This window comes from Lysobacter hankyongensis (assembly GCF_039543145.1).
Taxonomy (GTDB): Bacteria; Pseudomonadota; Gammaproteobacteria; order Xanthomonadales; family Xanthomonadaceae; genus Lysobacter_I; species Lysobacter_I hankyongensis.
Genome location: NZ_BAABJE010000014.1, coordinates 487,834 through 514,287 on the forward strand (window position 1 = coordinate 487,834; position 26,454 = coordinate 514,287).

Genomic DNA, 26,454 nt, shown 5'->3' on the forward strand with positions numbered 1-26,454 from the left:
TCAATCCTGTCCGGTGGCGACCGCACGCTGCGCGTCTTCGATCCAACCGCTCCACGAACCCGCGAACAGTTGCGCACCGGGCAACCCCGCATGCGCCATCGCCAGCAGGTGATGGCAGCCGGTGACGCCGGAACCGCACATCGCGACGACCTGCGACGGCGCGCGCCCGTCCAGCAGCGCGGCGAATTCTTCGGCGAGTTCGGCGGCGGACTTGAAGCGACCGTCGCGCAGATTCGCGGCATACGGACGATTGGTCGCGCCCGGCACGTGGCCGGCGACGCGATCGATCGGTTCGACCTCACCGCGGAAACGTTCCGGCGCGCGCGCGTCGACCAGCAGATCGCCGGCCGCGAGTCGCGCGGGAATGTCGGCGGCGGACGCCAGCGCCGCGACATCGAAGGCGCCGCGATACACCGTCGACGGGAACGCGGGCGTCGCGGCGTCGACAGGCAGATCGAGCGCACGCCAGCGCGACCAGCCGCCATCGAGCACCGCCACGTCGCGATGTCCGAACGTGCGCAGCAACCACCACAGCCGCGCGGCGAACGCGCCATCGCCGGCATCGTAGGCGACCACCTGCATGTCGGGCGTCACGCCGCAGCGGCCGAGCCAGTCGCCGAAGGCGTCGGCCTCGGGCCAGGGATGGCGCCCGGCGCCCGGGGCGTGCGGGCCGGACAGATCGCGGTCGAGATGGGCGTACTGCGCGCCCGGCAGATGCGATTCGCGCCACGCCGATTCGCCGGCGCCGGTGTCGTTCAGGGCGAAGCGGACATCGAAGATCCGCAGCCGCGCGTCGCCCAGCCGTGCGGCCAGATTTTCGGCATCGATCAGGGTCGTCCAGCCGGACGTGGACGGACGGATCCCGCTGTCGTTCATGCCGGCCTCGCATGCGCGAGCCGTTCGCGCAGGTTGAAAAGGATCGATGCGGTCACGCCCCAGATGCGCTGCTCCGGCGCCTGCGGCGGCCGGCGGAACTGCAGCACGTGACGGACGCGGCCGCGATAGTCCATGTCGATGCGCTCGAGATTGTCCGGGTGCATCAGGAAATCGAGATCGACTTCGAACACTTCGGCGACTTCGCCGGGATCGGGCATCGGCACGAAATCGGGCGCGACCTGCGCGACCACCGGCAACACGCGGAAACCGGTGATGGTGATCAGCGGATCGAGGAAACCGAGCGGCGTGGCGAGCCCGGCATCGAGGCCGATCTCCTCCTCCGCTTCGCGCAGCGCCGCGGCGACGACATCGCGATCGGCCGCTTCGACCCGCCCGCCCGGAAAACTCACCTGGCCGGCGTGATGGCGCAGGCTGTCGGTGCGGCGCGTCAGCAGCACGCGCAACCCGGTCTCGCGCGGCACCAGACCGACCAGGACCGCGGCCTCCACCGCGGCCGCATCGCCGATCAGATCGGACAATTCTTCGTGATTCCACGGTGCCTGCGTCGGCACCGCATGCAGAGGGTGCAACGCATCGTGCAGCGCGGAGAGCGGCCATGCGGGGCTCATGCGATCGCCCCGCCCGGCGATGCCGCGCCGGCGATGCGCACCTCGCGTTCCGGCAGCACGCGCTCCATCAGATCCAGACGCTCGGTATCGGACATCGCCAGCCAGCGCGCGATCTCGTCGCCGGTGCGGAAACAACCGTCGCAGAAACCCGCGGGATCGAGGGTACAGACCCCGATGCAGGGCGTGAGGACGGCGCGGGAAGAAGACATCATGATGGTCGCGGGACACTCAAAGCATCACGCCGGCACGAAGGCCGGCGTGATGGGGTTGCGCATCGCTCGCCGGCGGATCAGTTGCGCGGCGGCGCCGGCTGGGCCGGCTGCGAGCCCGGGGCCGGCAGCACCGGACCGACGCTCAGCAGTTTGATGTTGAAGATCACGACCTGATTGGCCATCTCGCGGGCGCGCTCGATGGTGGTGCCGTGCGCGGCGCTGCCCGGCAGGGCCACTTCCCAACGCGCGCCGGTCGGCATCATCTGCAGCGCTTCGCGCAGGCCCGAGAACGGGATCTCGCTCAGACGCACGGTCACCGGACCCGCCGGCTGACCTTCGCTGGCCTTGTTGGTGTCGGCGATCTCGGTACCGTCGGGCAGCGTGCTGCGGAATTCGACCGTGATCTGGTTGGCCTGGGTGGGCTTGGCGCCGTTGCCGGCCTCGATCACGCGGTACTGCACGCCGCTGGGCAGCACCTTCACGCCCGGCTTGCCCTTGTTCGTGGCCAGGAAGGCGTCGCCCTTGGTCTTGTTGTCGGCCGCGCGCTTCTCGAGCTCGGCCTTGTACTTGGCGGCCATGCGGCCCTGCAGCGCCTGCATCGCGGCGCCCAATTGTTCCGGAGCGACTGCGGGATCCTTGCGGCCCGTGGCGTCCTGGAAGGCCTTGACGACGGTGGCCATGTCGAGCTGCTCGCCGCTGGCGAGCACATTGGCGATATCCAGACCTGCGCGATAACCGAGGGCATAGCTGACTTTGCCCTTCTCGGAGGTGGTGTCCTGGGCCTGGGCCGCACCGGCGGTGGTGACCAGGGCCGCCAGGGTCGCGGCGGCGAGCAAACGCAACTTCATTCAGTGACTCTCCAGAGAGTGAACGCGCCGGGGAGATGCCCCGGCATGGAATGGGGCGGCATGAACCGCCCCGCTGTGGACTCCACAAACGACAGGCTAGGATACTGTCCGCAGCGCTTGACCGCCACTGAAGACGGGTCTTCGACCGCGTCCGGTGCTCATGAGTTCCCACCCTTCACGGGCGCGGACTTCCTCCCACAATCCCTTGCAGATCAAAGACTCGCCCATGAGCCACGACTCCGCGCCGCCCGCCGCGCACACCCCGCTCCTTGCCATCGAAGACCGGCCCGTCGACGGCCATGGCGTGGTCCGCAGGATCGCCGTCGACCGCCCCGAGCGCCTCAATGCGCTGAATTCGGCCACCCTCGATGCCCTCCACGCGGCGTTCGATGCCGCCGCGGCCGATGCCTCGGTGCGGGTCGTCGTGCTCACCGGCAGCGGCCCGAAGGCGTTCGTGGCCGGTGCCGACATCGCCGAGATGAGCGGCCTCACGCCCGCGGAAGGTCGCGATTTCTCGCTGCGCGGCACGCGCATGATGCGGCGCATCGAGAAGATGCCGAAACCGGTGATCGCGATGATCAACGGCTTCGCCCTCGGCGGCGGTCTGGAGCTGGCGATGTCCTGCCACCTGCGGATCGCCGCCGACAGCGCCAAGGTCGGTCAGCCCGAAATCAACCTCGGCCTGATCCCGGGCTTCGGCGGCACCCAGCGCCTGCTGCGCCTCGCCGGCCGTGCCGCCACGCTCGAACTCTGCCTGCTGGGCGCACCCGTCGATGCCGCCCGCGCCCACGCGCTGGGCATCGTCAATCGCGTGGTCCCGGCCGTCGATCTCGAAACGGAAACGATGAAGATCGCCGAACAGTTGGCGATCGCCGCGCCGCTGGCCCTGCGCGGCATGCTCGACTGCGTGAACGTCGGCGGCGAATGCGGCATCGAGGAAGGCCTCGAATACGAAAGCGCGCAGTTCGGCCTGATCTTCTCGACCGAGGACATGCGCGAAGGCACGCAGGCGTTCCTGGAGCGGCGGAAGCCGTCATTCTCCGGCAAGTGAAGGTCGAGGACTGCCCGCACTGCGACGACCCCGCGCTGGCCGCGCTCGCCGACGCGGTCGCCGCGGACGACATCGACCGGGCGATCGCGCTCGGCCTGCTCGATTTCATGCCACCGGCCGCCGCATGCGCACGTTGCGTGCCGCGTCTCGGAGCGATCCTCATCGCCCGCGACGCGCGCCTGCGCGCGCTGGCCGCACGCGAGCGCTACCGTGCGCGGCAGATGCGGCTGACCGAACGCGCGGAGCTGCGCGCGCGTCGTCGCGCGGCGGCCGTGACGCCCGCCCCCGTCGCTGCGCCGCCGACACTGCCGGCCGCCGCGGCCGCCGTCCTCGCGCGGGCCAAAGCCAAAGCCGCAGCCGGAAAGGCCGACTGACCATGGCGACGAAAAAGACAGCCGCACGATCGCCGCGCGGCGGCATGCCGCCGGCCGACATCGTCACCATGTTCGAGCGGCTGCGCGAACTGAATCCGCATCCGAAGACCGAACTGGAGTATTCGACTCCGTTCGAGTTGCTGGTGGCGGTGGTGCTGTCGGCGCAGGCCACCGATGTCGGCGTGAACAAGGCCACGCGGCGGCTGTACCCGGTGGCGAACACGCCGCAGGCGATCGCCGCGCTCGGCGTGGAGACGCTGAAGTCGTATATCTCGACCATCGGCCTGTTCAACACCAAGGCCGCGAACGTGATCGCGCTGTGCGAAAGACTCATCCGCGAACACGGCGGAGAGGTGCCGCGCGACCGCGCCGCGCTGGAAGCGCTGCCGGGCGTCGGCCGCAAGACCGCGAACGTCGTGCTCAACACCGCGTTCGGCGAGCCGACCATGGCGGTCGACACCCACATCTTCCGCGTCGCCAACCGTACGGGCCTCGCGCCGGGAAAGAACGTGCTGGCGGTGGAACAGGCATTGCTGAAACGTGTACCGGCGGAATTCCTGCAGGACGCGCATCACTGGCTGATCCTGCACGGCCGGTACACGTGCAAGGCGCGCAGGCCGGAATGCTGGCGCTGCCCGATCCGCGATGTCTGCCGGTTCAAGGACAAGACCGCAGACGACGAGCGCTGACGCGGGAGAGCGCTGCCTGCGCGCTCATCGAAGAGCGTGACCTGAAGGCCATTCCGGCGCACAAAAAAAAGCCCCGGCTTGCGCCGGGGCCCGAAGTACAGCCGGGAGGGGGAGAGAGATTCGCTGCGATCAGAACGCGAACTGCGTGCGCAGCGCGTACTGGCCGGTTTCGTCGCCCGTGGCTTCGTTGTCGCCCTGGGTGTAGTTGAACATGAAGCGCAGGTTCGGGTTGACGTAGTAGTTCACGCCGAGCAGCAGACTGTTGGCTTCGCGGTTGGCGATGTCCTCATTCTCGATGGCGTCGTAACGCGCCGTCAGTTCCCACAGGCCCTTGTCGCCGACCTTCGGCGAACCGAACACGCCGGTCGCGCCCTTGTACGGCTTGTGGCCGCCGTTGAGCATCCAGCTGCCCTGCAGGTACCACGTGGTCACGTCCTGATCGGCGGCACGGAACGGCTGCTCGAACTTGGACTGCACGTATTCGCCCTGGAAGAACGCGGGGCCGAACGAGCCGGCGACTTCCGCACCGTAGGCGGTGATCTTGTCGCCGGCGGCGCCGTTGACGGTGGCGATGGTCTGCGACGGGCCGCGACGGCCGGCGTACGAGACCGACGCGGTGGTCGTCGCGGAACCGTTGTTCAGATCTTCGACGCTGAACCAGCCGCCGAGGTGCAGGGTGCTGGTTTCGCGATTGATCGGCGCGTAGGTGAAGCGACCGGCAGCGCCGACGCCTTCGTTGCGCACGCCCGCGGCGCTGCGCAGGTTGAACACCGACAGGCCTGCGGTGTAGTTGTCGCCGGCGCGGAGATAGCCCACGCCCTGCTGGAACTGGCGTGCGTTGAACAGACCGCTGGCCGACGAGAACGGGCGCTCCATCATCAGGATTTCGTTCGAGCTGGTCAGCTCTTCCATCGAGCGGTAAGGCTTGAAGTGACCGATGGTGAACTTGCCGCCGAACGCGTTTTTCGCGACGTAGAGGTCGCGCAGGCCGTCGAGATTGGTGCCGGCGCCGAAGTCCTGCTCCATCTTGTATTCCCAGCCCAGAGCCTTGCCCTGCAGGGTGAGGCGCGCGCGGCGGAACTCGGTGGTGCCGGTGGTGCTGGCGATGTCGCGGTCGAAAGCATAGGCGTCGAAGTGGATACGACCGCCGATCTGGGCTTCGAACTTGCCGTCGGCCGAGGTCACCTTGACGCCGCCCTTGGTCTCGATCTTGGGAGAACCCGTGGTCAGGGTGTCGAGTTTCTGCGCGGTGTCGATGTTGACGTCGGACTGCGCGTCGGTGCGCTCTTCGAGCGATTCGACCTTTTCCAGCAGAGCGGCGATCTGCGCCTTCAGTTCGGCGATTTCGGCATCTCTGGACTGCGCCGACGCGGAGAGACTGGTGCCGGCGAGTGCGGCACCGACGGCGAGGGCAAGAAGGGAATGACGCATGGTGTGGACCCCGGAGGTGTGTGATTGAATGCGGGACGGACCGCGCCGGGCGCAGTCCATCGAAAGCGTGTGAACCGGGGCGCTAGGCTGCGACCCCAATCTGACAGCGGGATGTGATGCGAATGACAGTCCCGTGACAGTCGGTCGAACCGCCGCCCCCGATCGGGCGCCATCGATGCGCACGGAGCGTGCGATCCGAACGATCCCGGCGGTTGCGACGCCCCCTCCGGGATGTCACGAATGCGTCAATTGTCATCTTTCTGTCATCGGATGAACACGGGGCTGTCACCCGCGTCCGCTGGAATGAGCCGCAATCGGGGCACCGCCCCGTTCGCATCCCCATCAGGAGCACCTCCGTGTTCAAGTCGTTCAAACTGCAGGCCGTGGCGCTCGTTCTCGCCAGCGGCGCCATGTTCAACGCCCACGCCGACGACATCACCGGCGCCGGCGCCACCTTCGTGTTCCCGGTGATGACCAAGTGGTCCGCCGAATACGCCAAGGCCAAGGGCGTCAAAGTGAACTATCAGTCCATCGGTTCCGGTGGCGGCATCGCCCAGATCAAGGCCGGCACGGTCGACTTCGGTTCGTCCGACGCGCCGCAGAAGCCCGAAGAGCTGGCCAAGGCCGGCCTCGCCCAGTTTCCGTCGGTGATCGGCGGCGTGGTGCCGGTGGTGAACATTCCGGGCGTCCAGTCCGGTGCGCTGAAGTTCGACGGCGCGCTGCTGGCCGACATCTTCCTCGGCAAGGTCACCATGTGGAACGATCCGCGCATCGAAGCCCTGAACGGCGGCGTGAACCTGCCGGCGATGAAAATCACCGTCGTGCGTCGCTCGGACGGTTCGGGCACCACCTTCAACTTCGTCAACTACCTCTCCAAGGTCAGCCCGGAATGGAAGACCAGCGTCGGTGAAGGCAATTCGGTGAAGTGGCCGGCCGGTGTCGGCGGCAAGGGCAACGAAGGCGTCGCCGCCTACGTCAAGCAGCTGAAGGGCGGCATCGGTTACGTCGAGTTCTCCTACGCGCTGCAGAACAAGCTGACCTACGTCCGCATGAAGAACGCCGCCGGCAACTTCGTGCTGCCGAACGACGAAACCTTCCAGGCCGCCGCCGCGAGCGCCGACTGGGCCAAGGCCAAGGATTTCTACCTGGTCATGACCAACGCGCCGGGCCAGAACGCATGGCCGATCGCCGCGACCAACTTCATCCTGATGTACAAGAAGCCGAAGAACGCCGCTGGCGCGAAGTCCGCCAAGGAATTCTTCCGCTGGGTGTACGCCAACGGCGACGACGAAGCCAAGGCCCTGGACTACGTGCCGCTGCCGGACCCGCTGGTCAAGCAGATCGAGGCTTACTGGTCGAAGACGATGCCTTACTGAGTCGTCTTCCGTGACGCGCGGGAACGGGCCTTCGGGCCCGTTTTCGTTTGGCCGCAGCCTTCGCCCGCGCGGGAACGGCGCCGATCGACCGTCATGAAAATGTCACATGAAATCCATCTTTCAGCGCATCGACTCCTGTCATACGCCGGTCATACAAAAATCATCTGATAGCGCATCGACCGCGGCCCGACCCGCGATCGCACGCACACCTCAAGCCTTACGGATCCCGGCCTCGCGATGAGCACTGCCGAATTGACAATGCCCGCTACAGACACCCGCGACCGCAAGGATGCGCGCAACGACCGCGTCTTCAAATCGGTCATCACGATCGTCGCGATCTTCGTACTCTTCACCCTCGCCGGTGCGGCGCTGTCGATGCTCTGGGGCGGACGCAGCGTCCTCGCATCGCAGGGCATGGACTTCTTCTTCTCCGCCGACTGGAATCCGGTCGAGAACAAGTACGGCGCACTGGTACCGATCTACGGCACCGTCGTCACCGCGATCATCGCGATGCTGATTTCGGTGCCGGTGAGTTTCGGCATCGCCTTTTTCCTGACCGAAGTCGCGCCGCGCTGGCTGCGCACGCCGGTCGGCACCGCCATCGAGCTGCTGGCGGGCATTCCGTCGATCATCTACGGCATGTGGGGCTTCTTCGTGCTGATGCCGGTGATGCGCGACAGCATCATCCCGTGGATGAACGACAACCTCGGCCCGCTGCCGGTGATCGGCGCGCTGTTCCAGGGACCGCCGATCGGCGCGGGCATGCTCACCTCCGGGCTGGTGCTCGCGATCATGGTCATTCCCTTCATCAGCTCGGTCATGCGCGACGTGTTCCAGACCGTCCCCGGCCGACTCAAGGAATCGGCCTATGCCCTCGGCTCCACGCGCTGGGAAGTGGCCTGGGACATCGTGCTGCCGTACACCCGCTCCGCGGTGATCGGCGGCATCTTCCTCGGTCTGGGACGCGCGCTGGGCGAAACCATGGCGGTCGCGTTCGTGATCGGCAACAACGTCGCCTTCACCAAGTCGCTGCTCGAACCCAGCACCACGATCGCCGCGCTGATCGCCAACGATTTCGGCGAAGCCACCGCCGACTATCGCGCCGCGCTGCTGCTGCTCGGCTTCGTGCTGTTCCTCGTCACCTTCGTCGTGCTGGCGCTGGCGCGCCTGTTGTTGATGCAGCTCTCGCGCCGGGAGGGCAACTGATGAACGCCGCGTCCGGAATGACCGCTCCCAAGGCATCCACCGCCTCGCAGCACCTGTATCAACGCCGCCGATTCTTCAACGCCATCGCGATCACGCTCGCCTGCGCGGCCGCACTGTTCGGCCTCGCCTTCCTCGGATGGATCCTGTGGACCCTGCTCGCGAAGGGATTCGCCGGCCTGAACCTCGCGCTGTTCACGCAGGACCAGCCCCCGCCGCTGGAAGCGGGCGGTCTGCGCAACGCCTTCGTCGGCAGCCTGTTGATGTGCGGCATGGGTCTGCTCATCGGCACGCCGTTGGGCATCGCTGCCGGCACCTGGCTGGCCGAATACGGCCACGGCCGCAAGCTCGGCACCACCGTCCGATTCGTCAACGACATCCTGCTGTCCGCGCCGTCGATCGTGCTAGGCCTGTTCGTGTATGCCATCTTCGTGATGCAGATCAGCCGTGGCCAGTTCTCGGGCGTGGCCGGCGCGATCGCGCTCGCCTTCATCGTGCTGCCGGTGGTGGTGCGCACCACCGACGAGATGCTCCGGCTGGTGCCGGCACAGATGCGCGAGGCCGCGCTCTCGCTGGGCGTGCCGCAGTGGAAGGTGATCGTGCAGGTGCTGTACCGCTCCGCCCTGCCCGGCATCGTGACCGGCATCCTGCTCGCGCTGGCCCGCATCTCCGGCGAAACCGCGCCGCTGCTGTTCACCGCGTTCGGCAACAACTTCTTCAATACCGACGTCACCTCGGCGATGGCCGGCGTGCCGCTGGTCATGAACCAGTACGCCGCCAGTCCGTACGACAACTGGGTCGAAATCGCCTGGGCCGGCGCACTGGTGCTGACTCTCTTCGTGCTGGCGGTCAGCCTCGTCGCCCGCTTCATCCTGCTCCGCAACAAGATCTCCCATGACTGATCCGGCCCGGACACTGCCCATGAACGATACCGCGACCCTGTCCCACAGCCAGCCGCACCTCGGCATCGTCGCCGCGCATCGCGACGCCGCGCCCGCCGCACCGGTGAAACTGCGCGCGCGCGGTCTCGATTTCTATTACGACAAATTCCATGCGCTGAAAGGCATCGACCTCGACATCCCGGAAAAGCGCGTCACCGCGCTGATCGGGCCGTCGGGCTGCGGCAAGTCCACGCTGCTGCGCATTTTCAATCGCATCTATGCGCTCTATCCCAAGATGGAAGCGCGCGGCGAAGTGCTGCTGGACGGCGAGAACATCCTCGATCCGAAGTACCCGATGAACCGGCTGCGCAGCAAGGTCGGCATGGTGTTCCAGAAGCCGGTGCCGTTCCCGATGACGATCTTCGAGAACGTGGCCTACGGCATTCGCCATCACGAACGCCTGTCGAAGGCGGACATGGCCGTGCGCGTGGAAGAAGCGCTGCGCCAGGCCGCGCTGTGGGACGAAGTAAAGGACAAGCTGGGTCAGAGCGCACTGGGCCTCTCGGGCGGTCAGCAGCAGCGGCTATGCATCGCGCGCGCGGTCGCGCTGCGCCCGGACGTGCTGCTGCTGGACGAACCGACCTCCGCACTCGACCCGATCTCGACCAGCCGCATCGAGCAGCTCATCGAGGAGCTGAAGCAGAACTACACCATCGCGATCGTCACCCACAACATGCAGCAGGCGGCGCGCGTCTCCGACTTCACCGCGTTCATGTATCTGGGCGATCTGATCGAGCACGATTCGACCGAAAAGATCTTCTCCAAACCGTCCCGGCAGCAGACCGAGGACTACATCACGGGCAGGTTCGGGTAAGGCGTTTCGCGCCGGACTGCCGTGCGGGCTTCAGCCCGCTGCCGTCCGCCCGAAAAGCAGGCGCAGCGGGCTGAAGCCCGCTGTACCGTTCGCTTCACCGCACCGGTTTTGCATCGCTCTCTCTACAACGACGTTCCCATTCCACACTGCGAGTTCCGCCATGAACACCAATCCGCACCACCACATCGTCAAGAGCCACGACGAAGAACGCCGGGTCCTGCTGGAGGAAATCCTGCGGATGGGCGAAATGGCGGCATCGCAGCTGGAAGCCGCGCTGGATGTGGTCGATCGTCGCGACGGCAAGGCCGCGGAACGGATCATCGCCAACGACGAGGCGATCGACGCGCTGGAACTGCAGGTCAGCCACGATGCGATGAAGCTCGCCCTGCGCGGCCCGCTCGCGCGCGATCTGCGCGAAATCCTCTCCGCCCTGCGCATCGCTTCGGACATCGAGCGCATCGGCGACTACGCCTCGAACGTGGCCAAGCGCTCGATGGCGCTGAACCTGTCGCCGCCGCTGCCGCATACCCGGGGACTCGGCAGTCTGGGCCGGCTGGTCGTGCGCCAGGTGCGCAAGGTGCTGGCGGCCTATCGCGACGGCGATGTCGAAGCCGCGCAGCAGGTGCGCGCCGAAGACGCCGAGATCGACACCCAATACACCGGCCTGTTTCGCGAACTGCTGACCTACATGATGGAAGACCCGCGGGTGATCACGCCCTGCACCCATCTGCTGTTCATGGCCAAGAATCTGGAGCGCGTCGGCGATCACGCCACCAACATCGCCGAGAACATCTGGTTCCAGGAACATGGCGAAGGCCCGATGCCCCCGCGCGAGAAACGCGACGAGTCGAACACCGCCGTCTGACAAGGCCATGACTTCCGGCCTACGCGCCCAGCTCCGGACATAAACAAGACCTGAACCCGGGCGGCCGCACGGCCCTCCGGGCGCACCTTCGCGCCCGGCCGGTAACTCTTTGTGCACAACCGCTGACGCGATGACGCGTAGATTGCGGGCCACACAGGAGAAGACCGTGCAGGATCCGAATTTCCAACAGGCGCTGGACCGCGCCCGTCAGGGCGACCGCGACGCGCTGGAGCGCGTGCTGGTCCGTTCGCGCCAGGACCTGCGGCGCTACGCCGAGTACCACTGCGCCGTGAACGATGTCGAGGATGCGGTCCAGGAGACCCTGATCCTCGTATCGCGCAAGCTGCCGACCCTGCGCGAACTGGATGCCTACGCCTCGTGGCTGTTCCGCATCGTCAAGCGCGAGTGCAACCGCATGAAGCGCGCCACGCGCCTGCTGCTGATGGAACCCGCCGACCTCGAGGAAATCGAAGGGCCGCACTGCCCCGCGCCGAACGGTCTGGTGCGCGACGTGGCCAACGCCCTGGCCGCCCTGCCCCTTCACTACCGCGAGATCATCCTGCTGCGCGATCTGGAAGGACACAGCATCGCCGAGATCGCGGAAGCCCTGTCGCTGCATCCCGAAGCCGCCAAAGCCCGTCTCCATCGTGCGAGAAGCCTGGCCCGACAATACCTTGCCCCCACCGAACCCGACCGGATGCCGGCCCTGCCGTCGGCCGGTTAGGATTTCCCCCCGCAGCCCCACGTCTCGATTCCACCACTCAGGAGAGAACCCGATGTCCAGCAACAAGAAACCCATCGCGATCGCCGTGTCCACCGCCCTGCTGCTCTCGGGCTCCGCGTTCGCATCGACCCATCTTTCGCAGGGCTACCAGCTCGGCACCGACACCGTGATCGACGCCAAGGGCGCCGAAGGCAGCTGCGGCGGCGACAAGGGCGCCGAGGGCAAGTGCGGCGGCGACAAGGGTGCCGAAGGCAAGTGCGGCGAAGGCGCCTGCGGCATGGACAAGATGGACACCAACAAGGACGGCAAGATCTCGAAGGCCGAATACGCGGCAGCGCACAAGAATGGCGGCGGCGATTTCGCCAAGCACGACACCAACAAGGACGGCTTCATCAGCGCCGCCGAGATGAAGGCCACCCATGAAGGCAAGTGCGGTGGCGACAAGGGTGCCGAAGGCAAGTGCGGCGAGGGCAAGTGCGGCGGCGACAAGCCGGCCGCAACGCCGGAAAAGAAGGCCGCCGAGGGCAAGTGCGGCGAAGGCAAGTGCGGCGGCGCGATGTGATGCCGCCCGGTGCCGACGTCCTCCGGGGCGTCGGCACGCCACTCCGGGCGGCCGCACTGCGGCCGCCCGTCGTTTCGGCCTGACGATCCCTTCGCGATGACCACCCCCGTTCCGCTTCCGAACGACGCCGCCGGTCTCGGGCTGCGCCGACCGCTGCTCGGCCCGATGCGTGCCGCGCCTGCGGGCAGCTTCGATTTTCTCGAACTGGCGCCGGAGAACTGGATCGGCGTCGGCGGTGCGTATGGCGAAGCCTTCGCCGACCTCGCGGCGCGATATCCCATCGTCTGCCATGGCCTGTCGCTTTCGGTCGGCGGTCCCGCGCCGCTGGACGAAACCTTCCTCGTGAAGGTTCGACGCTTCATGGAGACGCATCGCTGCTCGCTCTACAGCGAACACCTCAGCGCCTGCGGCGACAGCCGCGGCCAACTCTACGACCTGCTGCCCCTGCCCTTCAGCGACGACGCGGTGAAGCACGTCGCCGCGCGCATCCGCCGCGTGCAGGACATCCTCGGGCAGCGCATCGCGATCGAAAACATTTCCTATTACGCCGCACCGTTCCAGCGGATGCGCGAAATCGACTTCATCAACGCGGTGCTGGCCGAAGCCGATTGCCTGATGCTGCTCGACGTGAACAACATCATCGTCAACGCCACCAACCACGGCTACGACCCGTCGGCGTTCCTCGCCGCCCTGCCCGGCGAGCGCGTGGCCTACATCCACGTCGCCGGCCATTACGACGAAGCCGACGACCTCAAGATCGACACCCACGGCAGCGCGGTCAACGCCCAGGTGTGGGCGCTGCTGGAAGAGGCCTATCGCCTGTTCGGCCCGCGACCGACCCTGCTGGAACGCGATTTCAATCTGCCCCCGTTCGAGGACCTGCTGGACGAACTCGGCCAGGTCCGCCGCCGCATCGCCGGAGCGCCCGCGCATGACCGTCGCCACGCCGCCTGACGAGATGCCGACCGAGCGCACGCTCGCCGCGCAGCAGGACGCGCTGGCGGCCCACATCCGCGACCCGGAGCGCGTACCGCCGCCGCCCGGGATCGAGGAGCGCCGGCTCAGGATCTATCGCGAGCTGTTCTTCAACAACGTCGAGAGCATGCTCGCCGGCAATTTTCCGGTGCTGCGACGGATCTACGGCGACGACGGCTGGCGCGCGCTGATCCGCGGCTTCTACCGCGACCACGGGAGCCAGACCCCGATGTTCACGGAGCTCGCGCGCGAATTCCTGCGCTATCTGGACGCACGCGCGGAAGACGACCGCGGACGCGACGACCCGCCGTGGCTGCGCGAACTGGCGCATTACGAATGGGTGGAGATGGCGCTGCAGCTCAGCGACGCCCGCAACGACGGCATTCCGCACGACGCCGACGGCGACCTGCTGGCCGGGCGACCGCTGGTTTCGCCCCTGGCGTGGCCGCTGGCCTACACCTGGCCGGTGCATCGGATCGGCCCGGACCACCGGCGGGCGACGCCCCCGGACACCCCGACCCTGCTGATGCTGCGGCGCGAAACCGACGGCACGGTCAGTTTCCACGCACTGACGCCGCTGGCGTTCCGCCTGCTGCAGCGGCTGGACGAGACCACCGACCTCAGCGGCCGGCAGCAACTGGAGGCGCTGGCGGCCGAAGCCGGTGCCGCCGGCAGCGAGACGTTCCTGGCCGAAGGCGCGGCGATGCTCGCCCGCATGCGCTCGGAAGGCACGCTGCTGGGCACCCGTCAGGACTGAATTCCCCCGATCCGCCCCCGGCCGGGCTTGCCGCGTCTGTTAGGCTTGTCGCATGAGCGAAGCGACCGCAGCCCCGACCTTCCGGAAAATGTCCGAACGCTTCCGGGGCTACCTCCCGGTGGTGGTGGACGTGGAAACCGGCGGCTTCGACTGGAACCGCCACGCGCTGCTGGAAATCGCGGTGCAGCCGATCGATCTCGACGAAAACGGACGGCTGGTCCCGGGCGAGATGGCCAGCGCGCATCTCGTGCCCGCGCCGGGTACCGAGATCGATCCGAAGTCGCTGCAGGTCACCGGCATCGATCTCGATCACCCGTTCCGCCTCGCCAAACCCGAACGCGATGCCCTGGACCACGTCTTCGCAGCCGTCCGCGCCGCGGTGCGCAAGCACGACTGCCAACGCGCGATCCTGGTCGGCCACAACGCGCATTTCGACCTGAACTTCCTCAACGCCGCGGTCGCGCGCACCCAGCACAAGCGCAACCCGTTCCACCCCTTCAGCGTGTTCGACACCGTGACCCTCGCCGGGATCGCCTACGGCCAGACCGTACTGGCCCGCGCGGTGCTGGCCGCCGGCCTGTCGTGGAACGGCGAAGAAGCGCATTCCGCGGTCTACGACACCGAACGCACCGCCGAGCTGTTCTGCAAGATCGCGAACAGCTGGCCCCGGATGGGGTGAATCGTTCCCGCATCCGTGGCCTAAGCGCCGCCCAAGCGGGCTTGGATGCACGCAGTCCTCGAGGTCGCACCCGCGGCTGATGACGATGAAACGCGCCATCGGCTGCGGCTGCATCCTGGGCATATCGGGCCTGAAGGCCCTCCTACAGGGGGCGTATCGCTTTACGTGGCTTTGGGTAATTTCGACCGGACGCCACGCACGATCCCGTACAGACTGATTGCGATCCACGTGCACTGCAGCAGCGCGACAGAGAGATTGAAGCCGCCGAACAGCGACACGAGAATCCCGCCCGATCCGGCGATGTTGAGGCACTGATAGGTGAGCGCATTGCCGGACAGCCGCCCGCTCTGCAACAGGAAATAGCTGGCGACCACCAGCACGCTGCCGAGCAGACCGACGATGTCGTACCAGGCGAGGCTCATCCGCGCTGCCGCACCGCCTCGAACAACGCAACGCCGGTCGCGACCGAGACGTTGAGGCTTTCCACGCCCGGCGCGTTGGCGAGACCCGGCATCGGGATCGTCACCAGACCATCGCAGTGCTCGCGGGTGAGACGACGCAGGCCATCGGCCTCGCCGCCCAGCACCAGCGCGACATTGCCGCGCAGATCGACCGAATACAGCGACGCGGTCGATTCGCCGGCGAGGCCGTAGATCCACACGCCGAGCTGCTGGATGTCGCGCATCGCACGGGCGAGATTCGTCACCCGCACCACCGGCACGCTGTCGGCGGCACCGGCCGAAGTCTTGCGCACGGTCGCATTGACCTGCACCGCCTTGTCCTTCGGGATGACCACCGCGGTGACGCCGGCCGCGGCCGCGCTGCGCAGGCAGGCGCCGAGGTTGTGCGGGTCCTGCACGCCGTCCAGCACCAGCAGCAGGGCCTTGCCGGCCGCGGCTTCGATCAGCTCGGGCAGATCGTCTTCGTTGTAGGTCTTGGCCGCGGCGTAACGCGCGACCACGCCCTGATGCCGCAGGCCGCCGGTGACGCCGTCGATGGCGTTGGTGGCCACCCGGCGCACATCGATGTCCTTGCGACGGGCGTTCTCTTCGATCTCGGTCAGGCGCGGATTCTTGGCGCCGGCCTCGATCAGGACTTCGCGGACATGGTCGGCATCGTGCTCGACCGCCGCGGCCACGGCATTGATGCCGGCGATCCATTGGGATGTTTTGCTCATGGGCGCTATTGTGCCCGGCCGACCGGGGTTTTGCCCGCGGCGGGCTATGATTCGGCCCCGCCCGCACCCTCGCCGCCATGACCGCGCACGCCCCTTCGCAGACCCGGATCGCCATTGTCGGCGGCGGCCCCGCCGGCCTGATGGCGGCGGAAGTCGCCAACGCGGCCGGGCTGCAGGTCGATCTGTTCGAAGCCAAGGGCTCTGTGGGCCGCAAATTCCTGATCGCCGGCAAGGGCGGCCTCAACCTCACCCACGGCGAGCCACGGCCCGGTTTCGATGTGCGCTATCGCGAGCGCGCGCCGCAGATCGCGCACTGGCTGGATGCGTTCGACGGCGAGGCCCTGCGCGCCTGGGCCCGCGAACTGGGCGTGGAGACCTACGTCGGCACCTCGGGCCGCGTGTTCCCGATGGACCGCAAGGCCGCCCCGCTGCTGCGAGGCTGGGTGCGACGCCTGCGCGAACGCGGCGTGGGTTTCCATGTGCAGCACCGCTGGCTGGGCTGGGACGACGACGGCGCCCTGCGCTTCGCCACGCCCGATGGCGAGCGGCATGTCCGTGCGGAAGCGACGGTGCTGGCGCTCGGCGGCGCAAGCTGGCCGGAGCTCGGCTCCGATGGCGGCTGGGTGCCCACGCTCGCGGCGCGCGGTGTCGACATCGCCCCGCTGCGCCCGTCGAACTGCGGCTTCGACATCGGCTGGAGCGCCGTGCTCGCGGAAAAGCACGCGGGTGCGCCGCTGAAACCCGTCGTCCTGCAGTGGCTGGATCTCGACGGCCAGGCGCACGCGCTGCAGGGCGAATGCGTGCTGACCGCGACCGGCGTCGAAGGCAGCGCGATCTACGCGATCTCGGCCGATCTGCGCGAACGCATCCTGCGCGACGGCGACACCATGCTGTGGCTGGACCTCGCGCCCGGACGCGACCACGAACGCCTGCGCAACGACCTCGAGAAACCGCGCGGCAAGCGCAGTCTCGGCGAACATCTGCGCCGGCAGACCGGCCTCGATGCCGCGAAGATCGCGCTGCTGTTCGAAATCCTGCCGCGCGATGCGATGCAGGAGGCGGATGCGGTGGCCGCCGCGATCAAACGACTGCCGTTGCGCCTGCACGGCGCACGGCCCATCGCCGAAGCCATCAGCACCGCCGGCGGCGTGCGCCTGGAAGCGCTGGACGACGCGCTGCAGCTGAAGACCATGCCCGGCGTGTTCTGCAGCGGCGAAATGCTCGACTGGGAGGCCCCGACTGGTGGCTATCTGCTCACCGCATGTTTCGCCAGCGGCCTGATCGCGGGACGCGGGGCGGCAGCATCGCTCGCAACCCGATAGGGTGCGCTCCAGCGCACCTGCTTTTCCGGCATCGTTGCAATCGAAACGGCGCGCCGAAGCGCGCCAGATTCAATACTTCTGCTTCGGCCGTTTCGCCGGCTGCCCGCGCGGCGGCGGCGGTTTGACCCCGCGTTCCTCGGCCAGACGGAAATCGATCTTGCGCTCTTCCAGGCTGGCCTTGAGCACGATCACGGTGACGCGATCGCCGAGACGGAACACGCGACCGACGCGCTCGCCGCTCAGCGTTTTCCTGATCGGATCGAAGTGATAGTAATCGTGCGGCAGCTGGGTCACGTGGACCAGGCCGTTGACCTTCGATTCGTCCAGTTCGACGAACAGGCCGAAGCTGGTGACGCCGCTGATGATGCCGTCGAACTGGCCGCCGACATGCTTTTCCATCCACGCCGCGCGGTAGCGCTCGTCGACCTCGCGTTCGGCTTCGTCGGCGCGGCGCTCGCGTTCGGAACACTGCAGCGCCAGCGCGGCCATGCCGTTCGGCGAATAGGCGAAGGCATCGGCCTTCGCACCGCTGAGCGCATGCTTGATCGCACGATGCACCAGCAGGTCGGGATAGCGGCGGATCGGCGAGGTGAAATGCGCGTAGGCGTCGAGCGCGAGACCGAAGTGACCGACGTTGTCCGGCGCGTAGACCGCCAGCGACTGCGTGCGCAGCAGCACCGATTCCAGCAGCGCCGCATCCGCACGCTCGCGGATCTTGACCAGCAGCGCGGTGAAGTCGCGCGGTTCGACGTTCGCCCAGGCCGGCATCCGCAGCTTGAACTCCTTGAGGAATTCGAGCAGATCGGCGTACTTCGACTCCGGCGGCTTGTCGTGGATGCGGTAAGGCGCCGGCACCTTCTTCTTCAGCAGATAGCGCGCGGCCTCGACGTTCGCCGCGATCATGCATTCCTCGATCAGCTTGTGCGCGTCGTTGCGCTGGAGCATGCCGGCCTGCACGACCTCGCCCTGCGGGCCGAGCACGAAGCGCACTTCGCTGCTTTCGAACTCGATCGCGCCGCGCGCCTTGCGCGCCTTCGCCAGCACCTGGTACAGCTGGTGCAGGCGCTGCACCTGCGGCAGCAGCGCGCCGATCTTCGCGATCGCATCGGCATCGTTCTCGCCCACCGCCTGCCAGACCTGGGTGTAGGTCAGGCGCGCGTGCGAGTGCATGACCGCTTCGTAGAACTTCGATTTCGTCACTTCGCCATCGAAGTCGACCTGCATGTCGCAGACGAAGCACAGGCGATCGACCTTCGGATTCAGCGAACAGATGCCGTTGGACAACGTCTCCGGCAGCATCGGCACGACGAAGCCCGGGAAATATACCGACGTCGCGCGCTTCTGCGCCTCGTCGTCCAAGGGCGCGCCGGGACGCACGTAATGCGAGACATCGGCGATGGCGACGATCAGGCGGAACCCGTTGCGGTTCGGCTCGCACCAGACCGCATCGTCGAAGTCCTTGGCATCCTCGCCATCGATGGTGACCAGCGGCAGCGTGCGCAGGTCGACGCGACCGGCGATGTCGGCCTCCGTCACCTGCAGCGGCACCGCGGTGGCCTCGCCGATCACGGCCGGTGGGAATTCGTGCGGCACGTCGTGGCCGTGGATCGCGGCCTCCACCACCAGCGATGGCGTCAACTTGTCGCCGAGCACCGCGAGCACGCGGCCGATCGGCGGGCGGTAGGCGTCGGGCGCATGTACGATCTCGCAGACCACGAGCTGGCCGTTGCGGGCGTCCAGACGCGCATCCGCGGGAATCTGCACGTTGCGCTGGATACGGGCGTCGTCGGGCTGCACGTAACTGATGCCAGCCTCGAGCGTGAAGCGGCCGATGAGCCGGTTGAGCCGTCGTTCCAGCACTTCGACGATGCTGCCCTCGCGACGACCGCGACGGTCCACGCCGGTGACGTTCGCCATCACCCGGTCGCCGTGCAGGACCTTGCGCATCTCCAGCGGCGGCAGGAACAGGTCGTCGCCGGGCCCGCTGTCGGGCCTCAGGAAACCGAAACCGTCGGGATTGGCGATGACGGTGCCGGCGATCAGATCGAGCCGGGCCGCGGGGAGATAACCACCGCGACGGTTCTGCAGCAGTTGGCCATCGCGGAGCATCGCCGCCAGGCGCTTGCCCAGCGCGTCGCGACGCTCGGCGGTGTCGAGGTCGAGGTGTTGCCAGAGGGTCTCGGCCGACATCGGCCCCTCGCTGCGCCCCAGCAACTGCAGGATCGCCTCACGGCTTGGGATCGGATCGGCATACCGTGCGGCCTCGCGCGCGGCGAACGGGTCCTGCACCGGGCCGCGTGTGGGTGCGGGGCGCGGTGATTTTGGAATGGGTGATTTCGGAACGGGGAGAGCGGCCTGGACATCGGGCAGCCAGGGAGCGGCTTTGCGGGACTTCGCCGGCTTCGCGGAAGTGCCCGGAGGCTTCGCGGCGGCTTTGCTGGAGACCTTGCCCGGCTTGCTCGACGCGGACTTGCGGGCGTCGGTGCGGGAGGTGGATTTCGGGGATGCGCCATGAGTGGCGCGCGTGGCGCGAGGGCCGGAACTCTTCTTGGTGGGTTTTGACATCGGCGACAAGTATACGCCTTGTCAAGCCCCCGGAATCCAGCCCTTCGGCCGCCGATCGCCGGCGCCCCGCAACCCCGCCACCGGATTCGCATCCGGGCATTGACTTCCCCGACGCCGCATCGCAACATACGCGCCCTGAGCCCAGGTGGCGGAATTGGTAGACGCACTAGTTTCAGGTACTAGCGGGTAAAACCGTGGAGGTTCGAGTCCTCTCCTGGGCACCAGATCGAAAGAAACCCCGCTGACGCGGGGTTTTTTATTGCCTGCAATTTCGATGTGCGGCGTGGCCGCAGGCAATCCCGCATTTGCGGAATGCGGCGCGGCAACGAAACACGCCGCGAGACAACACCACACCGTGCCGCGGTCATGGCCCGCGTCGACAGGCTGGCGTCACCAGCACCCTCATCACGACCGCACCGCACAGCGCTGCCAGCGATCACGGTCATCCGTCCAGCCGCAGCGCACGACAACAGGCCACAAGCCTCGCAACCGGCATCCCGCCTGCGTCCGTTCGAAGCACGCACGTTGTCAAAGCCTGTTCCGATCCTGTGCCCTCCCGTCGCGGACACCGGTCGCATCGCTCCGAACCGAATTGCAAACCGCAACCACCTCGGGTGTTTCGCACCCCGGGTTTCTGCCATCGGGCACGCCACGACCCGGCAGTTACGATACGACCCGGCGTTCGCCCGCAGGCATGCGTGTCGTATTCCCGCATCTTTTGCCCGATGACGCACTACACGCGTGTGTCCGGATTGACGTGCGCGCGTGATGGCACGGGAATTGCTGCGACATCGGCACGAGTTCGCGCAGGTGCTCGCGCTTCGCGTCGCCACCAGCGATGACATGACCCTCCCTTGCCTATGGTCCGATCAAACATGAACATCCATTCATCGCTCGCCGCCGCACTGATGCTCGCTTGCTGCATGTCGACTGCCGGCGCCGCGACACAAGCCCTCCCCGATGCCGCGAATGCGGCGACATCGACCACCGGCATGGCCGGCGTATTGCGTGCCCAGGTATTGCTGGATCGCGCGCACTTTTCGCCGGGCGAGATCGACGGCCTCCTGGGGTCGAACCATCGTCGCGCCGTTCTCGGCTATCAGCGCGCACGCGGTCTGGACGAAACGGCAACGCTGGATGCGCGCACCTGGGCCAGCCTCAATGCGGATGCGCCGGCCGTGATCGTCGCCTACGTGCTGACCGCTGAAGATGTCGGCCAGCCCATGACGACGTTGCCGAAAGACATGATGGCGAAATCGAAATTGAAGTCGCTCGGATTCGAATCGATCCTCGAAGCGCTGGGCGAACGCTTCCACGCCAGTCCGGGTCTGCTGAAGAAGCTCAATCCCGGCGCCGACTTCGCGAAAGCCGGTACGCGCATCTTCGTGCCGAACATCGCGAACGCCCCCGCGATGCCCAAGGCAACCAAACTGGTCATCGACAAGTCGGACTCGACGCTTGCGGTCTTCGATGCCGCCGGAAAACAGGTGGCTCAATTCCCGGTGTCGTCCGGCAGCGAACACGATCCCCTGCCGATCGGACAGTGGGCGATCAATGGCGTCGCGACGAATCCGACCTTCCATTACAACCCCGACCTCTTCTGGGATGCCGATCCGGCTCACTCGAAGGCGACGCTGGCGCCGGGCCCGAACAATCCCGTGGGCACGCGTTGGATCGACCTGTCCAAGCCGCACTACGGGTTGCATGGGACGCCGACGCCCGCAAGCATCGGCAAGACGCAGTCGCATGGCTGCGTGCGCCTGACCAACTGGGACGTGGAACGGCTGGCGTCCGCGGTGGATACATCGGTCGCGGTGCTGATGCAGGAGTAGGAATGAAATCGGTCGGCCTCTTCCTGCTGGGCATCGTGCTGGGCGTTCTGCTGCATCGCGAATACATCCACTGGCGACACGGCGACGGCGAAGATATCCAGACGTGCCCCGCCCCGCCCGCACAGGCCGTACCCGCGTGCGATACGCCGGCATCCGGCATGCCTTCATCAGGGATGCCCGCCATTGGCGCACCGGCTGCAGCTGCATCCAGCAACAACGGCACCGCGTCGACGGATTCGATCATCGAACCGATGGCACCCTTCGCCGGCGCTTCACAACCGAATCGCACAGATGCAGCGTACGGTCTCGGCAGCCTGCTGATTCCGGTCCAGGGCAAGCTGCCATCGGATCTCTCCGACACGTTCACCGACAGCCGATCGGAGGGCCGGCCTCACGAAGCCATCGACATCATGGCCGAGGCCGGAACACCGGTGCTCGCGGTGGCCGACGGACACGTCGAAAAGCTGTTCACCAGCGACAAGGGCGGACTGACCATCTACCAGTTCGAACCCTCTGGTCGTTATGCGTATTACTACGCACATCTGCAACGCTATGCCGATGGGCTCCGCGAAAAACAGGCGCTTCGCAAGGGCGATGTGATCGGCTACGTCGGCTCTACCGGCAATGCCTCCCCCGCAGCACCGCACCTGCACTTCGCGATCTTCGCGCTAGGACCCGAGCGCCAGTGGTGGAAGGGGACCGCCATCAATCCCTATCCCGTGCTGCGTCTCCACTGAGCAGGCTTTCACTGGGTCATTACAGCTGGCGTGAGCACTCACAACGGAAAAAATGGCTCGCCCGGGAGAATGGCGCGCGGGCGACTGTTTATAAATGCTGCTTCAAACGGCAAATGACCGGGGAAGATATCGCGGGCGACGACGCTTAATTCACACAGTGGGTGTCCCGGTCTTTACAGTCCCGCGAAGCTCAGGATTAGGCTTCGCGGACAGCGGACACCGCAGCTGTGAAAACCGAGGTTACACAGTTCGGTTGACAGACCCCTGACGGCCACACCAGGATTCGCGGACGGCGGACGCCACTACTGTGAGAACCGAGACCACACAGTTCGTTTGGCAGACCCGGAATTACCACCCCACCAAAGATCCCTCAGAAACCCAGCGAAAATCCTTAGCTAGCACTTCGACATAACTGGATTCTCCAAGAATCAAGTAATGCTTCATTTCATACCTGCCAGATCCCACTTCCTTGGCCCATTCAGAATCTTCGACGATGTAGACAGAAGAATCTGGGCATACCCCTGTTTCATTCCACTTACTCCTAAATCTTGCCTGCCAACTCACGGCATCTTCACCAGCCTTTATCTGCCCTTCAATTTGCGACCAATCAAAGAGTGATTCGTCCACCACTTGCCGATCTGAGTGCTGCGGACTACGACGCGACCAACCGGCGTCCAGAAACGAGAGGCTTATCAATTGATAACTTCCACATTTGTCCTCAGGATCTATTGTAAGGCCATCATACGCATCTACCACGTTAATCGAATCAGCATTCTGCTTACTTTCATTCAAAAAAAAACCAACAAACCGCACCAAGCAATCACCGTTCTCATCAACTATCAATCGAAGCATTGGCGTAGACGGCGAAACCATCCACGGAAAACTCACCGGAATTATCTTTTTCACAAACAACTCTCCTACCAATTGGGTATTGAAATGATGTCGTCAATTTTCAGATCATATTTTCCACGTGTAACCGCAATTCTCGGCCCTGGTATAGATAGATCTGGACGAATAGGCATTTCCAGCAAGCGCTTCAACTCTTGCCTAGAAGGAATAACCTCGATGATTTTAGTCGGCTTCAAACCCGCTAAACTCAACGCAGCCAGCCCGCGATTGTTCAATGAAATTAAGTCATCACCACTTCTAAATGCGTGAATAAGAATGTCATCCGATGTCAATAATCCATCGCTCAAATCGCTTGCCACCTCATAAATGGTTCTACGGCGGATGTAATCTGGCGCATCAGACCCGATTGACGCAAACGTCTTCCCAATAAGCTTCTGCCCAAAGAGTACCGTCTTCCCCAACTCTCTGTTTAGCTGCCTAAACATCTCAACGCTTGCCGCATCTGGAGCCGAACTGGCCACACGAGTCGCCTGACCGGCCATAGGAACACCAGAAATCCGCGAAGCATTATGCACCCAAATCCCACGCTCACCGACGAAGTAGGTATGGTCGTCTGCCACCTCGAAATTGTAGACCGCGTGCTGGCCATCGACTGATTCCACACCAACTACCGTCGATTTCTCGCCATTCAGCAACTCAAGTTGGTCACCACTTTCGAGTGAATTCGCTCCGCACCAGCCTTTTCCGACCACATGGAACGGGTGCTCTGTCGTGCAGGAAATGGCTTCTCGCGCTCCATCGGAGTGTTCGACAAATACTCGCACAGCCTCCATGTCTTCTCTGATGAAGACCTGGAGCACCGGACGCCACTGGACTCTTTCACCATAGGGCGTTCTCGCCGCAACCCAGTCTCCGACTCGAATCGTTTCGATAGGCCTGACTCCGTCCTTGGCGTGCACGGGAGTTCCCGCCAAGAAGCACATCCCGAATGGCAACACCGAGCGGAAACCATTCCAACCTTCCACGCGCACAATTTGCGGTAGCCCCTCCCTCACATAGCGCACGCTCGCGACCACAGGCCTTGCCGTACGATTCAGTGATTGCAAGATCTGAGCGCCGATAGCCGGGCGTGCCGCCGCAGACACCCGAGCGGCAGGCGCCACGGTCTGGGCCACATCGGCGGCGGCTGTCGCACTTCTCGCGGCCGGCACCGCTTCGTCGACCACTGTCGCCGCAACACGCACTTCAGCCGCCGTATCCGCTGAGCGTGCCGCAACCGAGGTTGTCAGCGGCGCGGCAACAGCATCGGCCTGCCTGGCCAGCGACATTGGCGGCACGTATCGTCTCACTTTAGCCATGTGCTCGGCCAACGATCGCATCACTGTAGTCGCTCTTCTTGCGGCCGCAATCTGCTGCGCCCCCTCTTGCGCGACATCCACCGCTTCATCGACGTATCGAAGGGCGCTTCCAGCCTCCGCGGCTTTGAATGCCCTCCTTCCCTTCAGCCCCCATTTGATTGCGTATTCAGCACCATCAGGCACGAGTTCCCACAGAGCGTTCACTCTCGCCCTATCCCAATCGCCCTGTACCACAGGCGTGATGATTGCCCCTGGCGCTCCCCATAGATTTTCCGTCATGAACGCCAAATCGTGGTTCAGGATTTTACGGGCACGCTCTTCACCAGCCTGGATTCTTGCCGCCTTACGCTCCGCTCTAGCCGCTTCGTCAGCGGCAACTAGCCGTCTATTTTCCGCAATGATAGCCGCATATTTTTCCGGATTATCATTAATATCCTTCATCCATCGATGTAGCGGCCACGCAATATCGTTGTTCCAAGCATAGTACGCCATGAACTCGTTGCCGTCCGACATTGGACCATAGGCCTGCACATAGTCATCGACCGTCGGCAATCCATACATTGCCGCAAATTGATCCGAGTAATGGTGCGAGCCTTTTACGTACCCGGCCAAGTCCGACCTGCGAACAAACTTTCCTGTGAACGGCAGGAACACATAGTTAGGATCATTCGTATACTTTGATGCTTCACCAGTATCGGCAACTGGAGCTTTGGGCGCCCCCCCGTCCTCGATAGCGGGCTGATCAGCACTGCCATACCTGCGGCGAAGATCTTCAATTGCTGCTTCGTAATTAAACGGAGCAGAGTCATCCGCTTGGGAAGTCACCTCAACAGCAGGAAGGTTTGCGCGCCCGTATTCTGCGGCATCCAGCGCATGCTCACCCGTTATCGCGCCGCCGATCATGCTTCCGATCACATCAGCAGCCACACTGCTATAGTCGATCCGTTTGCTCAGTCCGAACTTGTGGCGCAGATAGACACCGGCAGTGCCCGCGATTGCGCCGGACAGCATTTTGCTCTTGGCTTGACCGGCACCGGTCGACAGATCGAAGCCCAACTTGTCGCTCAGGTATGGCGATACGTACGACGTGCCTGCCGCCGTTGCAGCGCTTATCAGCACATTCTTCCAACTGAAGTGGGTGCTCTCGACCCCCATGGCCTTGTTGGCCCCGTAGCCTGCCACGCTACCAAGGCCTGCGCTCACTGCCGCACGAGCCACATGGCCGTACTTGGTGCCTTCCGCGATCGCTTTCAGCCAGCTGCTGTTGCCGATCCCTGCGGTGATGCCACCTGTGATGCCCGAAGCAAGCGCGCCGCGCCAGCTGAAACTCGCGACGCCCATGGCGCTGCCGATGGCCGAACTGACAGCCGCACCTGCAAACCCGCCGACCGCACCCGCTACGACAGCAGCAGTCATACCATAAGCACCTCCCAGCGCAGCTGCACCGGCCGCCATGGTTCCAGCCGTCGCAGCTGTCGCCGCAGCAGTCGTCCCCGCCGCGACCGTTGCGGTGGCAGTGGCGGTCGTGGCGGTGGCTGCAGATCCCATTGACCTGCGTACGGATTTTGTAGCCACTCAAGCGGTGAGTCCTGTGGTGATGGTATCGGG

At 65.4% G+C, this 26,454-nt stretch carries 24 protein-coding genes, 1 tRNA gene and 1 pseudogene; 17 read left to right on the plus strand and 9 right to left on the minus strand.

Annotated features, from left to right (window positions below):
• From ABD974_RS14135 to ABD974_RS14145, 3 genes and pseudogenes are all read right to left on the minus strand, one after another.
• Complete coding sequence (locus ABD974_RS14135; RefSeq protein ID WP_345303961.1) at positions 1–876, minus strand: sulfurtransferase; 876 nt, start codon at positions 874–876, stop codon at positions 1–3.
• Positions 873–1,717 (minus strand): annotated as a pseudogene (locus tag ABD974_RS14140) (DUF1289 domain-containing protein). Before ABD974_RS14140 ends, ABD974_RS14135 begins: the two are co-directional and overlap by 4 nt.
• A 77-nt stretch (positions 1,718–1,794) precedes the next feature.
• Positions 1,795–2,565, minus strand: a complete 771-nt coding sequence (locus ABD974_RS14145) for an FKBP-type peptidyl-prolyl cis-trans isomerase N-terminal domain-containing protein (protein ID WP_345303962.1) — start codon at positions 2,563–2,565, stop codon at positions 1,795–1,797.
• 226 nt (positions 2,566–2,791) lie between these two features.
• Between ABD974_RS14145 and ABD974_RS14150 the strand changes: the two genes are divergently transcribed.
• Genes ABD974_RS14150 through nth form a run of 3 tightly spaced genes read left to right on the plus strand, consistent with a single transcriptional unit; the run spans position 2,792 to position 4,679 of the window.
• Positions 2,792–3,616, plus strand: coding sequence for an enoyl-CoA hydratase/isomerase family protein (locus ABD974_RS14150; protein WP_345303963.1), 825 nt, complete (start codon positions 2,792–2,794; stop codon positions 3,614–3,616).
• A complete protein-coding gene (locus ABD974_RS14155) occupies positions 3,613–3,990 on the plus strand; it encodes a hypothetical protein (protein WP_345303964.1) in 378 nt (125 codons plus the stop codon). Before ABD974_RS14150 ends, ABD974_RS14155 begins: the two co-directional genes overlap by 4 nt.
• Before the next feature lie 2 nt (positions 3,991–3,992).
• Positions 3,993–4,679, plus strand: coding sequence for an endonuclease III (nth, locus tag ABD974_RS14160; RefSeq protein WP_345303965.1), 687 nt, complete (start codon positions 3,993–3,995; stop codon positions 4,677–4,679).
• 129 nt (positions 4,680–4,808) lie between these two features.
• Here the strand turns inward: nth and ABD974_RS14165 are convergent, their stop codons facing one another.
• The gene (locus ABD974_RS14165) at positions 4,809–6,110 is read right to left on the minus strand and encodes an OprO/OprP family phosphate-selective porin (protein WP_345303966.1); all 1,302 of its coding nucleotides are present in this window, start codon (positions 6,108–6,110) and stop codon (positions 4,809–4,811) included.
• Positions 6,111–6,466: 356 nt separating this feature from the next.
• Between ABD974_RS14165 and pstS the strand changes: the two genes are divergently transcribed.
• From pstS to rnt, 10 genes are all read left to right on the plus strand, one after another.
• Positions 6,467–7,486: a phosphate ABC transporter substrate-binding protein PstS gene (gene pstS / locus ABD974_RS14170; RefSeq protein ID WP_425562698.1), complete on the plus strand. Its 1,020-nt coding sequence runs from the start codon at positions 6,467–6,469 to the stop codon at positions 7,484–7,486.
• Positions 7,487–7,723: 237 nt separating this feature from the next.
• Complete coding sequence (pstC, locus tag ABD974_RS14175; protein WP_345303967.1) at positions 7,724–8,692, plus strand: phosphate ABC transporter permease subunit PstC; 969 nt, start codon at positions 7,724–7,726, stop codon at positions 8,690–8,692.
• 17 nt (positions 8,693–8,709) lie between these two features.
• Positions 8,710–9,591 (plus strand): phosphate ABC transporter permease PstA, encoded by an 882-nt coding sequence (gene pstA / locus ABD974_RS14180; protein ID WP_345303968.1) that lies wholly within the window; start codon positions 8,710–8,712, stop codon positions 9,589–9,591.
• Positions 9,592–9,610: 19 nt separating this feature from the next.
• Positions 9,611–10,444, plus strand: coding sequence for a phosphate ABC transporter ATP-binding protein PstB (gene pstB, locus ABD974_RS14185; RefSeq protein ID WP_345303969.1), 834 nt, complete (start codon positions 9,611–9,613; stop codon positions 10,442–10,444).
• Between the two features lie 160 nt (positions 10,445–10,604).
• On the plus strand, positions 10,605–11,309 hold the full coding sequence (gene phoU, locus ABD974_RS14190) for a phosphate signaling complex protein PhoU (protein ID WP_345303970.1): 705 nt from the start codon (positions 10,605–10,607) through the stop codon (positions 11,307–11,309).
• A 166-nt stretch (positions 11,310–11,475) separates the two neighbouring features.
• Positions 11,476–12,033 carry an RNA polymerase sigma factor gene (locus ABD974_RS14195; protein WP_345303971.1) on the plus strand — a complete coding sequence of 186 codons (558 nt, stop codon included), beginning with the start codon at positions 11,476–11,478 and terminating at the stop codon, positions 12,031–12,033.
• Positions 12,034–12,085: 52 nt separating this feature from the next.
• A complete protein-coding gene (locus tag ABD974_RS14200) occupies positions 12,086–12,595 on the plus strand; it encodes an HvfA family oxazolone/thioamide-modified RiPP metallophore (RefSeq protein ID WP_345303972.1) in 510 nt (169 codons plus the stop codon).
• Between the two features lie 96 nt (positions 12,596–12,691).
• Entirely contained in the window at positions 12,692–13,549 is an 858-nt protein-coding gene (locus ABD974_RS14205) for an HvfB family MNIO-type RiPP peptide maturase (protein ID WP_345303973.1), read from the plus strand.
• On the plus strand, positions 13,527–14,327 hold the full coding sequence (locus ABD974_RS14210; protein ID WP_345303974.1) for an HvfC family RiPP maturation protein: 801 nt from the start codon (positions 13,527–13,529) through the stop codon (positions 14,325–14,327). Before ABD974_RS14205 ends, ABD974_RS14210 begins: the two co-directional genes overlap by 23 nt.
• A 52-nt stretch (positions 14,328–14,379) precedes the next feature.
• Positions 14,380–15,006 carry a ribonuclease T gene (rnt, locus tag ABD974_RS14215; protein WP_345303975.1) on the plus strand — a complete coding sequence of 209 codons (627 nt, stop codon included), beginning with the start codon at positions 14,380–14,382 and terminating at the stop codon, positions 15,004–15,006.
• A gap of 161 nt (positions 15,007–15,167) precedes the next feature.
• On the opposite strand, the gene ABD974_RS14220 is transcribed toward rnt, so the two are convergent.
• Together ABD974_RS14220 and rlmB are read right to left on the minus strand one after the other, a co-directional pair.
• Positions 15,168–15,428: a CBU_0592 family membrane protein gene (locus ABD974_RS14220; RefSeq protein WP_345303976.1), complete on the minus strand. Its 261-nt coding sequence runs from the start codon at positions 15,426–15,428 to the stop codon at positions 15,168–15,170.
• Positions 15,425–16,183 (minus strand): 23S rRNA (guanosine(2251)-2'-O)-methyltransferase RlmB, encoded by a 759-nt coding sequence (gene rlmB / locus ABD974_RS14225; RefSeq protein ID WP_345303977.1) that lies wholly within the window; start codon positions 16,181–16,183, stop codon positions 15,425–15,427. Before rlmB ends, ABD974_RS14220 begins: the two co-directional genes overlap by 4 nt.
• A 77-nt stretch (positions 16,184–16,260) precedes the next feature.
• Between rlmB and ABD974_RS14230 the strand changes: the two genes are divergently transcribed.
• Entirely contained in the window at positions 16,261–17,505 is a 1,245-nt protein-coding gene (locus ABD974_RS14230) for a TIGR03862 family flavoprotein (protein WP_345303978.1), read from the plus strand.
• A gap of 69 nt (positions 17,506–17,574) precedes the next feature.
• On the opposite strand, the gene rnr is transcribed toward ABD974_RS14230, so the two are convergent.
• Positions 17,575–20,070 (minus strand): ribonuclease R, encoded by a 2,496-nt coding sequence (rnr, locus tag ABD974_RS14235; protein WP_345303979.1) that lies wholly within the window; start codon positions 20,068–20,070, stop codon positions 17,575–17,577.
• Between the two features lie 139 nt (positions 20,071–20,209).
• Here rnr and ABD974_RS14240 point away from each other — a divergent pair.
• From ABD974_RS14240 to ABD974_RS14250, 3 genes are all read left to right on the plus strand, one after another.
• A tRNA-Leu gene (locus tag ABD974_RS14240) sits at positions 20,210–20,294 on the plus strand.
• Positions 20,295–20,945: 651 nt separating this feature from the next.
• Entirely contained in the window at positions 20,946–21,902 is a 957-nt protein-coding gene (locus tag ABD974_RS14245; protein WP_425562699.1) for a L,D-transpeptidase family protein, read from the plus strand.
• Positions 21,903–21,904: 2 nt separating this feature from the next.
• The gene (locus ABD974_RS14250; protein ID WP_425562700.1) at positions 21,905–22,639 is read left to right on the plus strand and encodes a M23 family metallopeptidase; all 735 of its coding nucleotides are present in this window, start codon (positions 21,905–21,907) and stop codon (positions 22,637–22,639) included.
• A 348-nt stretch (positions 22,640–22,987) separates the two neighbouring features.
• On the opposite strand, the gene ABD974_RS14255 is transcribed toward ABD974_RS14250, so the two are convergent.
• Both ABD974_RS14255 and ABD974_RS14260 read right to left on the minus strand, forming a co-directional pair.
• Positions 22,988–23,545, minus strand: a complete 558-nt coding sequence (locus ABD974_RS14255; RefSeq protein ID WP_345303980.1) for a hypothetical protein — start codon at positions 23,543–23,545, stop codon at positions 22,988–22,990.
• 11 nt (positions 23,546–23,556) lie between these two features.
• Positions 23,557–26,421: a polymorphic toxin-type HINT domain-containing protein gene (locus tag ABD974_RS14260; RefSeq protein ID WP_345303981.1), complete on the minus strand. Its 2,865-nt coding sequence runs from the start codon at positions 26,419–26,421 to the stop codon at positions 23,557–23,559.
• Positions 26,422–26,454 lie beyond the last annotated feature (33 nt).